The organism is Novosphingobium sp. (genome assembly GCF_027531025.1).
Lineage (GTDB): Bacteria > Pseudomonadota > Alphaproteobacteria > Sphingomonadales > Sphingomonadaceae > Novosphingobium.
In genome coordinates this window covers 214,608-229,887 of sequence record NZ_JAPZQX010000003.1, presented here as the reverse complement: position 1 = coordinate 229,887, position 15,280 = coordinate 214,608, and the positions used below count along the sequence as shown (strand labels likewise).

Genomic DNA, 15,280 nt, shown 5'->3' with positions numbered 1-15,280 from the left:
GCGCGCCCCTGCTCCGGCGAACGTCCGATATGCGCCAAAGGCTTCCCTTTTGCCCCATCCATCGCTATGGGCCGCCCCGACGAAGCCGAACAAGAATGGAATACAGGCCAGGATGGCGAAGGAAGAACTGCTCGAAATGCGCGGAACGGTGGTGGAACTACTGCCCAACGCGATGTTCCGCGTCCGCCTGGAAAACGATCACGAGATTCTGGGCCACACCGCCGGCAAGATGCGCAAGAACCGCATCCGCGTGCTGGTGGGGGACGAGGTGCTGGTCGAGCTGACCCCCTATGACCTGACCAAGGGCCGGATCACCTATCGCTTCATGCCCGGCCGTGGCGGCCCCGGCCAGTTCGGCTAACCGCCGGTTTGGCCAGCCCAGCGCTCGTCCTTGCCAGCTCTTCTCCGCGCCGGCGCGATCTGCTCGCCCGGATCGGCATTGAACCTGCCCGGATCGCCAGCCCCGATATCGATGAAAGCCCGCTGAAGGACGAACTGCCGCGCGCCTACGCGCTGCGCCTGGCCCAGACCAAGGCCGCCGCCGTGACCCGCGCACCGGGCGAGATCGTGCTGGCCGGCGATACCACCGTGGCGGTTGGCCGCCGCATCCTGCCTCCGGCCGATACGGTGGAAATCCAGCGCGATCTGCTGAACCTCATTTCCGGGCGGCGGCATCGCTGCATTTCCGCCGTCTGCGTGATTGACGCGGCCGGCAAGGCCCGGACCCGGGTGGTGGAAACCGTGGTGATCTTCAAACGCCTCTCGGACGATGAGCGCGAAGCCTATGTCGCCAGCGGCGAAGGGCTGGGCAAGGCGGGCGGCTATGCCATCCAGGGCCGGGCCGAAGCGCTGATCCGGCAAGTGGCGGGCAGCCATTCGGGCGTGATCGGCCTGCCGCTGTTCGAAACCCGCGCCCTGCTGCGCGCGGCGGGCTATCCGCTTGGCTGAGTGGCTGGTCGAGGCCGGGATCGGGGAAACCCGCGCCCTGCTGATGGGCGGCAAGGAAGCGATTGCCGCGCGGCTTGACTGGCCGGGCGCGCTGGCCGCCGGGCAGATCGAGGATGCCCGCCTTATCGCCCGCAGCGCCGGATCGCGCCGGGGCACGGCCCGCTTTGCCAGCGGCGAGGAAGCCCTGGTCAATCAATTACCCCGGGACGCGAGCGAAGGCGCCATGCTGCGCCTCGTTGTGACCCGAGCTGCCTTGGCCGAGGCGGGCCGCCTGAAGCGCGCCCAGGCCCGCCCCACGACCGCCCCATGCTGTCCGCCACCGCCCCCGCCAGGCCGCACCGTCCACCGCTTGCCCACCGGCCTGTGGGAAGCGATCTGGGCCGAGGCATGGAGCGGCGCAGTAGAATTTTCCGGCGGCGCGCTGACGATTACTCCCACCCCGGCGATGACCGTGATCGATGTCGATGGCGATCTGCCGCCCCGCGCGCTGGCGCTGGCCGCAGTGCCCGCGCTGGCGGCTGCGCTGCGCCGGATGGACCTGGCTGGGTCGATCGCGGTCGATTTTCCCTCGCTCGAGGCCAAGGCCGATCGCCAGGCGGTCGACGCCGCGCTGGCCGATGCCCTGCAAGACTGGCCGCACGAACGCACCGCGATGAACGGGTTCGGGCTGGTCCAGCTGGTCGCCCGGCTGGAACGGCCCTCGCTGCTGCACCGCCTCGCGCTCGACCGCGCGGGGGCGGCGGCGCGGCTCTTGCTGCGGCGCGGGGAACTGGTGGCGGAACCCGGCCCCGTCCTGCTGTTGACTGCCCATCCCGCGGTGCGCGCCGCGGTGTTGCCCGAATGGGAAGCGGAGCTGGCCCGGCGCGCTGGTCGGGCGATCCGCTGGCACGAGGACCCGGCCCTTGCACTCGACGCCTGTTTCGCGCAGGCGCTGGCCGCATGACCAGTCCCGCCACCCGCAAATGCCCGCTCTGCGGCAAGCCGCGCAGCGCCGAACATGCGCCGTTCTGCTCGAAAGGGTGCAAGGACCGCGACCTGATGCGCTGGCTGGACGATGGCTATGCCCTGCCCGGTCCGCCCGCCTTCGATGAAGAAGAAGGAAAGGCGTGATAGCCTCTTGCCAAGCTGCTTTCGCTTCGCCATAGGCGCGCTTCCAACCGCCTGACGGCCCTTGCGGCCTTCATTGGACGAGTTGCCCGGATAGCTCAGTTGGTAGAGCAGCGGATTGAAAATCCGCGTGTCGGTGGTTCGAATCCGCCTCCGGGCACCACTCCCCCAGATCAGCCCCCTACAGCGACCAGCTCGGTCGCGCCGCCAGCCGCGCGCGCCAGGCCGCCACGTTCGGCCGCCCCTCGCCCGGATCGATCCGCAGCACCCGCGAGAAATCGACCGCGACGCCGCAAGTGATGTCAGCGATCGAGAAGCCGCTGGCGGCGAGGTAATCGCGATCCGCCAGGTGGGCATCGAGCTTGTCGAGAAAATGCATCAGCCGCGCCTTGCCGCGTTCGGCCAGCTCGGGGATCTGGGCATAGTTGACCGGCCCGGGCAGAGCGCGGTCCTTCATCGCGGGGGCGGTGTTCCGCATCGCCTCGGCAATCGCCATCAGGCATTCGCCTTCGGCCTTGCTGTTCCAGCTGGCGATCTCGGCCTTGTCGGTGGGGCTGGTGCCGAACAGCGGTGGCTCCGGCTTGTAGGCTTCGGCCCAGGCGGCGATGCCGGCATTGTCGGTCAGCACCGTGCCATCCTCAAGTGCCAGCGCAGGTACAGTCAAGCCTGGGTTGAGTGCACGGTAAGTGTCGCTCAAGTGCTCGTTCGCGGCCAGATCAACGATCCGCGTTTCATGCGCGATGCCCTTTTCGGCGAGCAGGATCCGGGCCCGGCGCGGGCTGGGAGCGCGGGGGTAATCATAGAGAATCGGCATCGGTCACTCCTTTGCAGAGCAGCCTAGCAGGGCGGCGAAGGATTGCGATTGGCAACTGATTGACGCTACGGAATCCTGAACTTTATTCATCGACTGGTCATGTTATTCTGTTACATATGCAGTCAGTCGCCCTGGGCGACTCGAAGGCCCAGGGCGCCCAACCAGCGAGAGGTGACCCATGGCCTATGTCGATACCCGCAACACCCGCCGCAACTACCCCGCCCTGGTCCTGGTCGGGGCCGTCGAACTGGCGGTAGGATATGCCCTGATCATGGGCCTGGCGGCGAAATTCGCCCCGCCGAAGGACAATCGCGTCACTTCCACCTTCGTTCCCCTGCCGCCCAGACCCGAACCCAGCCCCGAGGTAACCCCGACCCGGCCCGAGCAGAGCAATCCGCTGGCCCCGCCGCCGCCCCGGACGGAAACCCCGTTCCAGACCCCCGGACCGCTGCCGCTGCCCAGCTTCGCGCCCATTCCGACCCCCGGCGGCGGCGATGCGCTGGGCGAAGTGGCCTTTCCCACGCCCAGCCCCTCCCCCAGTCCACTGGCCAGCACCCGTCCGGCCCGACCCAAGGGCAACCCTGGCCTGTGGGTGACCACCAACGACTATCCGCAGAGCGCGATCCGCGGCGAACTGGAGGGCGTGGTCAGGTTTCGCCTGACGGTGGGCACCAATGGCCGCGTGACGGGGTGCGAGGTCACCGGTTCCAGCGGCCACCCGGCGCTCGACCAGGCGGCTTGCGCCAAGCTGATCCAGCGCGGCCGCTTCGAACCGGCCAGCGATGGCAGCGGCGCGCTGGTCGCAGGCAGCTATAACGGCGCGGTGCGCTGGCAGCTGCCCAAGGAATAGCCTGACCTGCAATCGTCAGGTGATGGCGCGGCGATCCCTCCTAGGAATCGCCGCGCCGTATCATTATGTTCACATCATCTGATATCAGGGGTCAGTCTGGTCGAGCGATGAACAAAGGCCTGATGCACCCCACCCGGATCGTGCCGGCTGGCTTCCTGCTGGCAATCGCGCTCGGCACCGTCACCCTGATGCTGCCGATTGCCACCCGCAGCGGCGAGAGCGCCGGCTTCCTGACCGCCCTGTTCACCGCCACCTCGGCGATCTGCGTCACTGGCCTGATCACAGTGGACACACCCACCTTCTGGTCTCCCTTCGGGCAGGTGGCGATCATGTTGATGATCAAGATCGGCGGCCTCGGCATCATGACTGCCGCTACCCTGCTGGGGCTGGCGGCCGGACGTCGGCTCAGCCTGTCTGACCGGGCCGTGGCGCTGACCGAACATGGCCATCTCAATCGGGCCGAAGCGATCAGCCTGGTCAAGCTCGTCTTCGTGGTCAGCATAGCGATCGAGGCAATCGTGGCGCTGGCGCTGTGGCTGCGCTGGTGGCTGGGCTATGGCATGGCGGCGGGGGAAGCGGCCTGGCACGGCCTGTTTCACGCCATCTCGGCTTTCAACAACGCCGGTTTCTCGACCTTCTCGGCCAACCTGATCGACTGGCAGGCCGATGCTGCGATCCTGCTGCCGATCATGGCCGCGATCGTGATCGGCGGGATTGGCTTTCCTGTGCTGCACGAGGTCTGGGCGCGGCGGAATCCTGATCGGCGGCGGCGGCCCTGGTCGCTGCACAGCCGCCTGACGCTGGCGACCACGGTCGTGCTGCTGGTCATGGGCACATTGCTGGTGCTGGTGGCTGAATGGGCCAATCCGAAAACACTGGGCGCAATGCCATTCGGCACGGCCCTGCTCAACGCCGCGTTCCATTCGGTCTCGATGCGCACGGCCGGGTTCAACGCAGTGGACATCGCCGCCTTTGCCGATCCCACCCTGTCGATCAACTATGTCTTCATGCTGATCGGCGGCGGCAGCGCGGGCACGGCGGGTGGCCTCAAGGTGACAACCTTTGCCCTGCTGGGCTTCGTCGTCTGGTCGGAGGTGCGCGGCCATGCCGAAACGACCATGTTCGGCCGCCGGGTCGGCTCCGCAGTGGTGCGCCAGGCCCTGTCGATCGTGCTGATCGCGATCGGCCTGATCGGCATGGTCACGCTGATCATCGACTGGATCGAACCGGCGATCGATTTCCGCTACATCTTGTTCGAGACGATTTCCGCCTTTGCCACGGTCGGCCTTTCCGCCGGGATTACCGCCCAGCTTTCAACCCCATCGCAATTGCTGCTGGTCTTGCTGATGTTCGTCGGCCGGGTCGGCACGATCACCTTCGTCACAGCGCTGGCCCTGGCGCCGCGCTCGGTTCATTATCGCTATCCGCAGGAGCAACCCATTGTTGGCTAAATCCAGACGCCGCAAACCCGCCCCCGAAGCCGTGGCCGTGATCGGCCTGGGCCGGTTCGGCACGGCCGTGGCCGAAGCGCTGCTCAAGTCCGGCCATGACGTGCTGGCGATCGATTCCGACGAAAAGCTGGTCCAGCTGATGGCCGACGAAATGCCGCACGTGCTGCAGGCCGATACCACCGATCCCGACGCACTGCGCCAGATCGGCCTCGCCGATTTCCAGCGCGTGGTGGTGGGCATCGGCAGCGATGTGGAGGCAAGCGTCCTGACTGTGATGGGGCTGACCGACCTCGGCATTCCCCAGATCTGGGCCAAGGCCGTGCACCGCACCCATGGCCGCATCCTCGAACGGGTCGGCGCGCATCACGTAGTCTATCCCGAAGAGCGGATGGGCCGCCAGGTGGCCCGACTGGTCACCGGCAAGATGATCGACGCGATCGAATTCGACGAGGATTTCTCGATCATCAAGACCCGCGCGCCCAAGGCGCTGGTCGGCAGCCTGCTGGGGATCATCGATACGATGAAGGATCACGGCGTGGCGATCATCGGCGTGAAGCCGAAGGATGGCCCGTTCCGCCATGTGACGCAGGACATCGTGATCCAGACGGAAGACCTGCTGGTCGTCGCCGGTTGCAACGAGGCTTGCGAGGCCTTCGCCGCGCTGGATTGAGGCCTAGGCTCAGCGCCCTTTGAAGGCGGCTGGACGCTTTTCGAGGAAGGACTGCACGCCTTCCTTGAAATCCTCGCTGGCGAACAGCGGGAGCAGCTGCAGGTACACGTGCTGGACATGGGTTTCGAAGCTTTCATCCAGCCCCATCCGCATCATCCGCTTGGATGCCAGCACCGCCAGAGGTGCATTGGCGGCAATTTCCTCGGCCATGGCCCGAGCCTTGGCAGCGACCTCGTTGGCCGGAACCACATGGTTGGCGAGGCCCTCGGCCAGGCAATCGGCCGCGCTGAGCGTGCGGCCGGTGAAGATGATTTCCGCCGCCTTGGCCCAGCCGAGCATGCGCGGCAGGAACCAGGTGCCGCCGCTTTCAGGCACGATCCCACGCTTGACGAAGGCGGCGGCCAGCTTGGCATTGTCGGCCATGATGCGGATATCGCAGCCCAGCGCGAGGTCCATGCCATAACCCGCGGCCGAGCCATTGAGCGCGCAGATCACCGGCTTGTCCATCGCGAAGAGGACCGTCGGCGGCGTGTTGCGCAAGTCGATCGTGGCAGGAAACTTGCGATTGGCACCGCCGATCCCCTCGCCCGACGATGCCTCGTTAAGGTCAAGACCAGCGCAGAACGCCCGGCCTGTCCCGGTCAGGATGACCACCCTGACCTGCGGGTCCTCGTTCACTGCCACCAGCGTCCGCGTCAGCTCATCGAGCATGGCCGAGGAGATGGTGTTCATCCGCTCGGGCCGGTTGAGCGTGATGGTGGCGATGTGGTCGGAAACCTCGCAGATCAGGGCGCTCATGTGGTTCAGATCCGCTCGATGATGACCGCCGGAGCCATGCCGCCGGCGGCGCACATGGTGACGAGGCCATAGCGGCCGCCCGAACGCTCAAGCTCGTCCAGCGCGGTGCCGATCAGGATCGAGCCGGTGGCGCCGATCGGGTGGCCCAACGCCATCGCGCCGCCGTTGATGTTGACCTTGTCGCGATCAAGCTCGAGGTCGCGGATGAACTTCTCGGCCACCACGGCGAAGGCCTCGTTGATTTCCCAGACGTCGATGTCGTCCTTCTTGAGGCCGGCCTTTTCCAGCACCTTCCTGGCCGCCGGAACCGGGGCGTTGAGCATCAGCGTGGGGCAATCGCCCTGGTTGGCATAGGCCACGATCCGGCCGCGCGGCTTGAGGCCGTGCTTTTCGGCGTATTCCTTGCTGGTGATCAGCAGTGCGGCCGCGCCATCAACCACGCCCGAGCTGTTGCCAGCATGGTGCACGCCCTTCCAGTCGAGTTCGGGATAGACGCGCTGGATCTGCTTCTTGAAGGTCATCCCGCCGCCAAGGTCGAAATCGGCCATGGCATCGAAGCTGGCCTTCAGCGCCGAAAGCCCTTCCATCGTGGTTTCGGGGCGCGGGAATTCCTCGTGGTCGAGCGCCACGGTGCCGTCCTCGTTGTAGACGGTGACCACCGACTTGTCGAAGCGGCCTTCGCGGATCGCCCGGGCGGCGCGTTCCTGGCTGACGAGGGCCAGGGCGTCGAGCGCCTCGCGCGGGATACCTTCGCGTGCGGCGATCGCATCACCGCACACGCCCTGGTGGCTCTGCGGGTGGATCGCGTCGAGCGCGCGGTTGCCCGAACCCATGCCCAGCGGCCGGATCCCGGCATTGGCCAGCTCGGCGCCATAGGCAGCGGTGAAGCTCATCATCTCGGTCCCGCCGGCGATGACGCAGTCTTCCATGCCCGACATGACCGTGGCTGCGGCGAGGTTCACCGAGGTAATGCCGCCGCCGCAGAACCGGTCCAGCGTGGTGCCGCTGGCCGAAATGTCATAACCGGCGGCCAGTGCGGCCATGCGGCCCAGGTCGCCACCCTGCTTGCCGTTCTGGCTGGAGGTCGACCAGATGATGTCATCCACCGTGGCGGTGTTCAGGTTGTTGCGATCCTTGATCGCCTTGAGGCACGTGGCGGCAAGGTGCTGCGGGTGCAGGTGCGACAGGGCGCCCTTGCCGGGCTTGCCGATCCCGCGCGGGGTGCGGACGGCGTCGATAATATAGGCTTCGGCCATGGCGGTTCCTCCTCGGTCAGAAATGCAGTTGCGGGCCTGTTGCAAACCTGCTTTGACTCCGGTTTAACCGATCAATTAAATTGCGCAAGGATTGATGCAATGAATCCCGACCTGCTGCCTGTCATCGTTGGCGTCGGCCAGATCAACGATCGGCCCGAAAACCCGCTGGAGGGCCGCGATCCGGTGGCGCTGATGGCCGATGCCCTGCGCGCGGCAGAGGCTGATGCCGGGGTGCCACTGCTGGCCGATGCGGACTGGCTGGGCGTGGTGGCGCAGATCGCCTTTCCCGACATCACCGACGCCAGCGCGCCGGTCGCCGCCGCAATCGGCGCGGCCAAGGCCGAATTGACCCAGTCGAAGGGCCCCAATGGCGACAGCCCGATCCTGCTGCTCAACGAAGCTGCGAACCGGATCGGCGCGGGCGAGATCAGCATCGCGCTGGTCACCGGCGGTGAGGCACTGCGCACCGCCGGGGCGCGCAAGGCGGCCGCAACGGGCGGGCAAAAGGGCGATGCCCTGCGCGATGCCACCCATCGCGTGCGGCTGGGCTATGCGCAAAGCCACGGGCTGGTCGTGCCGACCGATGTCTATCCGCTCTACGAGAATGCCCTGCGTGCCAAGCTCGGCCAAACTCTCGCCGAGGCCCAGGCCGAAAGCGGCGAGATCTGGAGCCGCTTTTCCGAAGTGGCCACCGCCAATCCGGCCGCCTGGATCAGGAAGCCGGTCAGCGCCGCTGATGTGGTGACGCCCAGTGACAAGAACCGCCCGATCGCCTTCCCCTATACCAAGCTGCAGGTCGCCAATGCGGCGGTCAACCAGGGCGCAGGGTTCATCGTCATGTCGGCTGGCGAAGCCCGGCGACGCGGCATTCCTGAAGCCAAGTGGATCTATGTCGGCAACGGCGCCGCCGCGCACGAGCCGGGCGCGATCCTGGCCCGCGATGGCTATGTCCACAGCGCCGGGATGGAAGTCTCGATCCGCAAGACGATGGAACTCAACCAGCTTAGCACGGCCGATCTCGACGCGGTCGAACTCTATTCCTGCTTCCCCTGCGTTCCCAAGATGGCGCGACGGGTGCTGGACTGGCCTGTCGAAAAGCCCGCGACCGTATTCGGCGGGTTGACCTTTGGCGGTGGGCCGATCGGCAATTACATGAGCCACGCGGTCGCCAGCATGGTGCTCAAGCTGCGCGAGGGCGGCGGCACCGGCCTGCTCTTCGCCAATGGCGGCTATGCCACGCACAACCACACCATCGCGGTCAGCACGGCCCCGATCCCGGCGGCGAGCTTTCCCCGGGCCTACGATTTCCAGGCCGAAGCCGATGCCCTGCGCGGGCCGGTGCCGGAACTGGACGAAGGCTATGTCGGGCCCGCCACGGTCGAGAGCTATACCGTGTTCTATGACCGCGAAGGCCAGCCCCGCTCGGGCGTGGTCGTGGCGCGCACCGAGGCAGGCAAGCGGACGCTGGCGCACGTTCCTGCCAATTATGTGGCAACCATCGCGCGGCTGCAGGGCGAAGGCGCCGAGCCGGTGGGTGCCAGCGGCACGATCACCACTGGCGAGCCGCTGCGCACCTGGCGGTTTGCCTAGGCCTTAGGCCACCATCCCGGCAAGGCGGCCCTTGATGATCGCCTCGGCATCCTTGACGATCCGGCTGACCAGTTCCTGGCAGGTCGGGATGTCGTGGATCAGACCCTGGATCATGCCCGCGCTCCAGATGCCGTGATTGGTGTCGCCGGTCTGCAGCCCTTCGCGGCCGCGCACGCCCTTCACCAGGTGGGCGACTTCCTCGAACGGCTTGCCTTCTCGCTCGGCGGCGACAACCTGCTGGCTGATCTCGTTCTTCGCCACCCGCGCGGTGTTGCGGAAGGTGCGGAAAATGAGGTCGGTCGAGCGTTCGTCGTTGGCGACCATCGCATCCTTGAACGACTGGTGGATCGGCGCCTCGACCGTGGCGGTAAAGCGGGTGCCCATGTTGATCCCGTCGGCCCCCAGCGCCAGCGCGGCAGCAAGGCCGCGCCCGTCGCCAAACCCGCCCGAGGCCAGCATCGGGATCTTCACCTTGTCGGCCGCCGCCGGGATCAGGATCAGGCCGGGGATGTCATCCTCACCCGGATGGCCGGCGCATTCGAAGCCGTCGATCGAGATCACGTCCACCCCGGCGCGTTCGGCCGAGAGCGCGTGGCGCACCGCGGTGCACTTGTGGAGGATCTTGATGCCGTGGGGCTTCATCATCTCCCACAGCTCGCGCACCGCGGGCGTCCCGGCGGTCTCGACGATCTTCACGCCGCTGTCGATGATCGCCTGGGTATAGGCCTTGTAATCGGGCGGATTGATCGTCGGGAACACGGTCATGTTCACGCCGAACGGCTTGTCGGTCATGCCCTTGCAGCGCTCGATCTCGGCGGCGAGCGCCTCGGCGCTGGGCTGGGTCAGGCCGGTCAGGATGCCAAGCCCCCCGGCATTGGAGACGGCGCTGGCCATTTCGGCCACGCCAACCCACTGCATGCCGCCCTGGACGATCGGATGCTCGATTTCGAGCAGTTCGGTGATGCGGGTCTTGATGGCCATCGGTTGTCTCCCCCTCAATAGGAACGCGGCAGGCCCAGCACGTGCTCGGCCAGATAGGACAGGATCAGGTTGGTGCTGATCGGCGCGACGGTATAGAGCCGCGCCTCGCGGAACTTGCGTTCCACATCGTATTCCTCGGCAAAGCCGAAGCCGCCGAAGGTCTGGACGCACATGTCGGCGGCGGCCCAGCTGGCCTCGCTGGCCAGCATCTTGGCCATATTGGCCTCCGCCCCCGGATTGCCGCCGCTGTCATAGACCGAGGCGGCGTGATGGACCATCAGCTCGGCCGCGCGCATCTGGGCATAGCACCGCGCGATCGGGAACTGCACGCCCTGGTTCTGGCCAATCGGGCGGTTGAAGACCTTGCGCTCCTTGGCATAGTCGCTGGCCTTCTGGATGAACCACTTGGCATCGCCGATGCATTCCGCCGCGATCAGGATGCGCTCGGCGTTCATGCCGGAGAGGATGTAGCGAAAGCCCTGCCCTTCCTCACCGATCAGGCTGCTGGCCGGGATGCGCAGATCATCGAAGAACACCTCGGTGGTCGAGTGATTCATCATCGTGCGGATCGGCTTGATCGTCATGCCGCTGCCAACGGCCTGGCGCATGTCGACGAGGAAGATCGAGAGCCCTTCGGTCTTCTTCGCCACCTGTTCGCGCGGGGTCGTGCGGGCGAGCAGCAGCATCAGGTCGGAATGTTCGGCGCGGCTGGTCCAGATTTTCTGGCCATTGACCACGTATTCGTCGCCATCGCGGACCGCGACGGTCCGCAGACTCAGTGTATCGGTCCCGCTGGTCGGTTCCGAAACGCCGAAAGCCTGCAGCCGCAGCGAACCATCGGCAATGCCCGGCAGATAGGCGCGCTTCTGCTGCTCACTGCCGTACTTCAGCAGCGTGTTCATGATGTACATTTGCGCGTGGGCCGAAGCCCCGTTGCACCCGGCGGCCTGGATTTCCTCCATGATCACCGCCGCGGCATCGAGCTTCAGCCCCGAGCCGCCGTATTCGGCCGGGATCAACGCTGCGAGGAACCCAGCCTGGGTCAGCGCATCGACGAATTCACCCGGATAGTCCCGGGTGCGGTCCTTCTCGCGCCAGTATTCACCCGGAAACTCCGCGCAGAGCGCCTGCACTGCGCGGCGGATTTCCGCGATGTCCTCGCTTTCGGTCATGCCGCGATCAGGCCGGGATCGCGTTGAACGGCACGCCCTTGTCCGGACGGTGGTCCTGCGGCAGGCCCAGCACCTTTTCGGCGATGGTGTTCAGCAGGACCTCGTCCGAACCGCCGGCGATGCGGCCCGTGGGCGCATTGAGCCAGCTGGTGCCCCAGTCTTCCTTCACATAGGCATGGGGATCGAAATCGAAGGCCTGGTTGCCTTGCAGGTCGAGCGCCATTTCCGACAGCTTCTGACGGCTGCGCACCGCGACCAGCTTTTGCAGCGAACCTTCCGGCCCCGGCTGCATCCCGGCCTGCATCATCGCGAAGGCGCGCTTGGTGATGCTGTCCAGCCCCGCGCGCATCGCGTGGTTGCGGGCGATGGCCGAACGGATGCGGCCGTCCTTCAGCGCGGGCTTGCCATTGATTGCCAGATCGCGCGCGGTATCGACAAACAGGTCGAGGTGCGGGCCGAACCCGGCGCTGTCGGTGGCGATGTAGCGTTCGATCATCAGCGTGTGCAGCGCGACGCCAAAGCCGCCGCCCACTTCGCCCATGCGCTGGCTGTCTTCCAGCCGCACGGCATCGAAGAAAACCTCGTTCACATGGCTGTCACCGCCGGCGAGCTTGATCGGGCGGACCTCGACGCCCTCGGCGCGCATGTCGACCCAGAAATAGGTCAGGCCCTTGTGCTTCTCGACCGTCGGATCGGTGCGGACCACGATCACGCCATAGTCGCAATACTGCGCCCAGCTGGTCCAGATCTTCTGCCCGGTCATGCGCCAGCCGTTGCCATCAGGCTCGGCCTTGGTGCGCAGCGCCGCAAGGTCGGAGCCGCCCGAAGGTTCGGAGAACAGCTGGCACCAGATTTCCTCGCCCCGCAGCGCCTTGATCACGCGCTCCTTCACCCAGGCACGGTCCTGCCCATAGTGGATCAGGATCGGGATCGGCATGCCCAGCGAAATGCCGAAATAGACGTTCGGCATGCCGAACTGCATCTCTTCGCTGTCATAAGCGATCTTGTGCATGTTCGAGAGGCCCTGACCGCCAATTTCGGTCGGCCAGTTGATCCCGGCAAACCCGGCATCGAACTTTTCCGCCATGTACTGGCGGCCAAGCGCCAGGTCTTCCTCGACCGTCAGGTTCAGCTTGCCACGGGCTGCGCGCGAATACTTCGGCGCCACCGATTCAAGCCAGGCACGCGCCTTGGCGCGATAGGTTTCGATCTCGCTCATGCGGCTTCTCCCGTAAGCTTTTCGACCAGCAGGTCTTCCCAGAACAGCAGGTTGCCCTGCTCGATCGCCAGGCTGCGAGCCCGGCGCATGTGGAGATGGAGGCCCTGTTCCCAGGTCACGCCGATCCCGCCGTGGATCTGCACGCAATCGCGCGCGCAGGTGTCATAGGCTTCGGTGGCAGTGAGGCGCGCGTCGGCAGCGGCGACGAGGAACTCGTCGGTTCCGGCCACGGCAGCGGCGTGGATGCAGTTCGCGCGGGCGATTTCCACCAGGCCATACATCTCGGCAATGCGGTGCTTGACCGATTGGAAGGCACCGATCGGCTGACCAAAGGCCTTGCGCATCACGGCATAGTCACGCGCGATGTGCAGCAGCGCCTCGGACCCGCCGACCTGCTCGTGCGCCGTCACTACGGCCATCCGGGCGAGGACTTCGCGGGCAAGGTCAAGCGCCGCGGCACCCTCGGCCAGGATGGTCGCCGGGGTGCCGGCAAAGGTCAGGTCGGCATAGAGCCGGCTGTTGTCGAAGCTGGAAACAGGCTTGCGCTCCGCCCCGGCCAGTTCGGCAATCGCCAGTACCGGGCCATTCGCGCCGCTGGCCCAGACCAAGGCCAATTCGGCCTTGATCGCGCCGGGCACGGCTGGCTTGCTGCCGGTCAGCTTGCCATCGGCAAACTTGGTTGCGGGCGTGGCGGGGAGGATGTCGGTCCCTTCTGCGAAGGCCACCGCACCGCGCACATCGCCGCTGGCGATCTGCGGCAGGTACTTGGCGGCAAGATCGGCATTGCCCGCGGCAACCAGCGCATGGGTAACCCCATAGCCGGGGGTCAGGAAGGGCGCACCGGCAGTCGCCGCGCCGCTCGCCTGGGCCACCAGACCCAGCTCGACCAGGCCAAGGCCCAACCCGCCATGCTCTTCCGGCACGGCCAGGGCGGTCCAGCCCTGTTCGACCGCCGTATCCCAGAAGGTGGCGTCATGTTCGCCGACCTGCTCCAGCAGCTTGAGCAGCCGGTCTTTGGCCACGCGGGCATCGAGCACGCGGCGCGATTCGGTCGCTATCGCCTGTTGGCCTTCATCATAAAGGATTGACATATCGTCCTTTCCTGTCTCCCTATGGCGCGAGACCTGAATTCAGCCAGGTCGCTTTGCCGACGATTTAATCGAACGATTAAACGCTTGCTGTGCGACCGACAAGTGGGCTTTCGGTCAGGCCGCAGATGAGCGGATCACAGCGCGCGCTCGGCCATCCAGCCGCGCACGATACCTACCGCCTCGGGCAGCAGGTCCGGGCGCGAAGTATAGTAATGATCGGCCCCCACCACGTCGCGATAGGTCTTGTCGAAGCTGCCCAGCGCCGCGAACAGGCGGTGAGCGTGGCTGGGCGTGCAGGCCAGGTCGGCGGTGTTGTTGAGCACCAGCGACGGGGCTGAAATCCGCGCGCCATTGACAAGGCCGTTGGCGTTGCTGGCCGAATGGCTCCACTGTGACAGCCAGGACCGCGCCGTGGTGAACCGCGCCAGGCCCACTGGCCCGTCGTTCACAATCCGGGGATCGCCAAGGTAGCAGGTATAGGGTTCCCGGTCGGACGGGTCCTGCGCGGGATCGAGCCAGCGCACGTCGCACATCGTGCCCTGTACCGTGAAGCAGCGCTCGCCATCGGGCACGCGCGAAGCCCGGATTTCGGCCAGCATGGCGCGCGCCCGCTCGGTAATGCGGTCATTGCGGGCGATCTGCGCCGCGCGGAACCGGGCGACGAATTCGGGGGTGAACGGGGCCTGGTTGGGGCAATCGGGGTGATGGATATCGAGTTCGATATCCCGCTCGAACGGGCGATCCTCGTCCACCACCGAAGGGTCGAGCCACTCCGTCATCGTCACGGCACGGCTGATGTGTGCGGCCAGCAGCATGACCCCGTCGGCCGGTTGCAGCCCCGCGTTGACCAGATCGACCGCATCGCCCGCCGGGGTTTGGGTGATGGTCGGATGCTCGGCCTGGTCCTGATAGAACAGCGAGAGCGATCCCCCGCCCGACCAGCCGCCGAGCACCACCTTCTCGTAACCGAACCGCCGCTTGCAGTCGGCAATCGCTGCGCCCAGGTCGAGCACGCATTTTTCCATGATCAGCGCGGTATCGTTGCCGCGATAGCGCGGGTTCACATAGATCACGTGGCTTCCGGCGTGGGCCAGGGCCGAAACCAGCGGCAGGAAGGCCCCGCCGCCGATCGGGTGAGAGAACACTATCGCCGTCTGTGCCCGCTCGCTGCCCTCCGGCCGGATCCGCATGCATTCGATGAAGACGCGGCCGGTCGGCCCGCCATAGGTTTCCTTCAGCGGCGAAGGGTCCTTGTAGATGAAGCCATAGGGCTCGCGAACGATAGTCATCGATTCTGCTTCCTCTCCACCCCCAGCGTGGATAGGATTTCCCC

The 15,280-nt window shown here is 66.3% G+C and carries 16 protein-coding genes and 1 tRNA gene; 9 read left to right on the top strand and 8 right to left on the bottom strand.

All coding sequences use genetic code 11. The features are described 5' to 3' along the window. The first annotated feature begins 112 nt into the window (after positions 1 to 112). The 5 genes from infA to O9281_RS04130 all read left to right on the top strand — a co-directional run bounded on the left by infA (position 113) and on the right by O9281_RS04130 (position 2,218). Positions 113 to 361, top strand: a complete 249-nt coding sequence (gene infA / locus O9281_RS04150; protein WP_147090742.1) for a translation initiation factor IF-1 — start codon at positions 113 to 115, stop codon at positions 359 to 361. 8 nt (positions 362 to 369) lie between these two features. Then, positions 370 to 948 (top strand): nucleoside triphosphate pyrophosphatase, encoded by a 579-nt coding sequence (locus tag O9281_RS04145; protein WP_298183144.1) that lies wholly within the window; start codon positions 370 to 372, stop codon positions 946 to 948. After that, complete coding sequence (locus tag O9281_RS04140) at positions 941 to 1,891, top strand: ribonuclease E/G (RefSeq protein WP_298183141.1); 951 nt, start codon at positions 941 to 943, stop codon at positions 1,889 to 1,891. The genes O9281_RS04145 and O9281_RS04140 overlap by 8 nt, the downstream gene beginning before the upstream one ends. Continuing rightward, a complete protein-coding gene (yacG, locus tag O9281_RS04135) occupies positions 1,888 to 2,058 on the top strand; it encodes a DNA gyrase inhibitor YacG (protein WP_298183137.1) in 171 nt (56 codons plus the stop codon). The genes O9281_RS04140 and yacG overlap by 4 nt, the downstream gene beginning before the upstream one ends. Positions 2,059 to 2,142: 84 nt before the next feature. Beyond that, positions 2,143 to 2,218: transfer RNA gene (locus O9281_RS04130), tRNA-Phe, on the top strand. 18 nt (positions 2,219 to 2,236) lie between these two features. Here the strand turns inward: O9281_RS04130 and O9281_RS04125 are convergent. Next, positions 2,237 to 2,869: a glutathione S-transferase family protein gene (locus O9281_RS04125; protein WP_298183134.1), complete on the bottom strand. Its 633-nt coding sequence runs from the start codon at positions 2,867 to 2,869 to the stop codon at positions 2,237 to 2,239. A gap of 178 nt (positions 2,870 to 3,047) precedes the next feature. On the opposite strand from O9281_RS04125, the gene O9281_RS04120 reads away from it, so the two are divergent. The 3 genes from O9281_RS04120 to O9281_RS04110 all read left to right on the top strand — a co-directional run bounded on the left by O9281_RS04120 (position 3,048) and on the right by O9281_RS04110 (position 5,840). Further along, positions 3,048 to 3,719, top strand: a complete 672-nt coding sequence (locus O9281_RS04120) for an energy transducer TonB (protein ID WP_298183131.1) — start codon at positions 3,048 to 3,050, stop codon at positions 3,717 to 3,719. Between the two features lie 107 nt (positions 3,720 to 3,826). Continuing rightward, on the top strand, positions 3,827 to 5,170 hold the full coding sequence (locus O9281_RS04115) for a TrkH family potassium uptake protein (RefSeq protein ID WP_298183127.1): 1,344 nt from the start codon (positions 3,827 to 3,829) through the stop codon (positions 5,168 to 5,170). Then, entirely contained in the window at positions 5,163 to 5,840 is a 678-nt protein-coding gene (locus O9281_RS04110) for a TrkA family potassium uptake protein (protein ID WP_298183124.1), read from the top strand. The genes O9281_RS04115 and O9281_RS04110 overlap by 8 nt, the downstream gene beginning before the upstream one ends. Before the next feature lie 9 nt (positions 5,841 to 5,849). On the opposite strand, the gene O9281_RS04105 is transcribed toward O9281_RS04110, so the two are convergent. Beyond that, a complete protein-coding gene (locus O9281_RS04105; protein ID WP_298183121.1) occupies positions 5,850 to 6,638 on the bottom strand; it encodes an enoyl-CoA hydratase/isomerase family protein in 789 nt (262 codons plus the stop codon). Between the two features lie 5 nt (positions 6,639 to 6,643). Beyond that, positions 6,644 to 7,894, bottom strand: coding sequence for an acetyl-CoA C-acetyltransferase (locus O9281_RS04100; RefSeq protein ID WP_298183118.1), 1,251 nt, complete (start codon positions 7,892 to 7,894; stop codon positions 6,644 to 6,646). Positions 7,895 to 7,993: 99 nt separating this feature from the next. Between O9281_RS04100 and O9281_RS04095 the strand changes: the two genes are divergently transcribed. Continuing rightward, a complete protein-coding gene (locus O9281_RS04095) occupies positions 7,994 to 9,484 on the top strand; it encodes an acetyl-CoA acetyltransferase (RefSeq protein ID WP_298183116.1) in 1,491 nt (496 codons plus the stop codon). A 3-nt stretch (positions 9,485 to 9,487) separates the two neighbouring features. Here O9281_RS04095 and O9281_RS04090 read toward each other — a convergent pair whose 3' ends face one another. From O9281_RS04090 to O9281_RS04070, 5 genes are all read right to left on the bottom strand, one after another. Beyond that, positions 9,488 to 10,465 carry a nitronate monooxygenase family protein gene (locus O9281_RS04090; RefSeq protein WP_298183113.1) on the bottom strand — a complete coding sequence of 326 codons (978 nt, stop codon included), beginning with the start codon at positions 10,463 to 10,465 and terminating at the stop codon, positions 9,488 to 9,490. A gap of 14 nt (positions 10,466 to 10,479) precedes the next feature. Then, complete coding sequence (locus tag O9281_RS04085) at positions 10,480 to 11,637, bottom strand: acyl-CoA dehydrogenase family protein (RefSeq protein WP_298183111.1); 1,158 nt, start codon at positions 11,635 to 11,637, stop codon at positions 10,480 to 10,482. Positions 11,638 to 11,644: 7 nt separating this feature from the next. Further along, positions 11,645 to 12,856, bottom strand: coding sequence for an acyl-CoA dehydrogenase family protein (locus O9281_RS04080; protein ID WP_298183108.1), 1,212 nt, complete (start codon positions 12,854 to 12,856; stop codon positions 11,645 to 11,647). Then, positions 12,853 to 13,947, bottom strand: a complete 1,095-nt coding sequence (locus O9281_RS04075) for an acyl-CoA dehydrogenase family protein (protein WP_298183105.1) — start codon at positions 13,945 to 13,947, stop codon at positions 12,853 to 12,855. Before O9281_RS04075 ends, O9281_RS04080 begins: the two co-directional genes overlap by 4 nt. Positions 13,948 to 14,081: 134 nt before the next feature. Further along, positions 14,082 to 15,236 (bottom strand): alpha/beta hydrolase, encoded by a 1,155-nt coding sequence (locus O9281_RS04070; protein ID WP_298183102.1) that lies wholly within the window; start codon positions 15,234 to 15,236, stop codon positions 14,082 to 14,084. Positions 15,237 to 15,280 lie beyond the last annotated feature (44 nt).

Excerpts from the sequence above, each read along its gene's own strand:
- yacG (WP_298183137.1), top strand. The coding sequence starts at position 1,888 with ATGACCAGTCCCGCCACCCGCAAATGCCCGCTCTGCGGCAAGCCGCGC.
- O9281_RS04080 (WP_298183108.1), bottom strand. The coding sequence starts at position 12,856 with ATGAGCGAGATCGAAACCTATCGCGCCAAGGCGCGTGCCTGGCTTGAA.
- O9281_RS04075 (WP_298183105.1), bottom strand. The coding sequence starts at position 13,947 with ATGTCAATCCTTTATGATGAAGGCCAACAGGCGATAGCGACCGAATCG.
- infA (WP_147090742.1), top strand. The coding sequence starts at position 113 with ATGGCGAAGGAAGAACTGCTCGAAATGCGCGGAACGGTGGTGGAACTA.
- O9281_RS04100 (WP_298183118.1), bottom strand. The coding sequence starts at position 7,894 with ATGGCCGAAGCCTATATTATCGACGCCGTCCGCACCCCGCGCGGGATC.
- O9281_RS04120 (WP_298183131.1), top strand. The coding sequence starts at position 3,048 with ATGGCCTATGTCGATACCCGCAACACCCGCCGCAACTACCCCGCCCTG.
- O9281_RS04090 (WP_298183113.1), bottom strand. The coding sequence starts at position 10,465 with ATGGCCATCAAGACCCGCATCACCGAACTGCTCGAAATCGAGCATCCG.
- O9281_RS04115 (WP_298183127.1), top strand. The coding sequence starts at position 3,827 with ATGAACAAAGGCCTGATGCACCCCACCCGGATCGTGCCGGCTGGCTTC.
- O9281_RS04095 (WP_298183116.1), top strand. The coding sequence starts at position 7,994 with ATGAATCCCGACCTGCTGCCTGTCATCGTTGGCGTCGGCCAGATCAAC.
- O9281_RS04085 (WP_298183111.1), bottom strand. The coding sequence starts at position 11,637 with ATGACCGAAAGCGAGGACATCGCGGAAATCCGCCGCGCAGTGCAGGCG.
- O9281_RS04105 (WP_298183121.1), bottom strand. The coding sequence starts at position 6,638 with ATGAGCGCCCTGATCTGCGAGGTTTCCGACCACATCGCCACCATCACG.
- O9281_RS04070 (WP_298183102.1), bottom strand. The coding sequence starts at position 15,236 with ATGACTATCGTTCGCGAGCCCTATGGCTTCATCTACAAGGACCCTTCG.
- O9281_RS04125 (WP_298183134.1), bottom strand. The coding sequence starts at position 2,869 with ATGCCGATTCTCTATGATTACCCCCGCGCTCCCAGCCCGCGCCGGGCC.